The organism is Mesorhizobium sp. M6A.T.Ce.TU.002.03.1.1, from assembly GCF_003997275.1.
Lineage (GTDB): Bacteria > Pseudomonadota > Alphaproteobacteria > Rhizobiales > Rhizobiaceae > Mesorhizobium > Mesorhizobium mediterraneum.
Genome location: NZ_RZTI01000335.1, coordinates 1 through 408, shown reverse-complemented (window position 1 = coordinate 408; position 408 = coordinate 1). Strand labels below are relative to the sequence as shown.

1 protein-coding gene is annotated in these 408 nt (G+C 66.7%); it reads left to right on the top strand.

Going from position 1 to position 408, the window contains the following annotated elements; all coding sequences use genetic code 11:
• Positions 1-408 (top strand): ATP-binding cassette domain-containing protein (locus EOC93_RS33825; protein WP_127206768.1); only part of this gene is annotated, 408 nt, incomplete at both ends.

Sequence of the window (408 nt, the reverse complement as noted above, 5' to 3'; positions counted from 1 at the left end):
TTCGACCTCGGGCCGCGTCGTCATCGATGGCGCGGACGTTTCGGCCACGCCGCCGGCCAAGCGCGGCATCGCCATGGTGTTCCAGACCTATGCGCTCTATCCGCATCTGACGGTGAAGAACAATATGGGCCTCGGCCTCAAGCAGGCCGGCACGCCCGCCCCGGAGATCGACCGCCGCATCGGCATCGCCTCGTCGATGCTGTCGCTGGAGCCCTATCTCGAAAGGCGGCCGGCCGAACTCTCCGGCGGCCAGCGCCAGCGTGTCGCCATCGGCCGCGCCGTGGTGCGCGAACCCAAGCTCTTTCTCTTCGACGAGCCGCTTTCGAATCTCGATGCAGCACTGCGCGTCAACACGCGGCTGGAGATCGCGCAGCTGCATCGCCGGCTGAAGGCGACGATGATCTACGT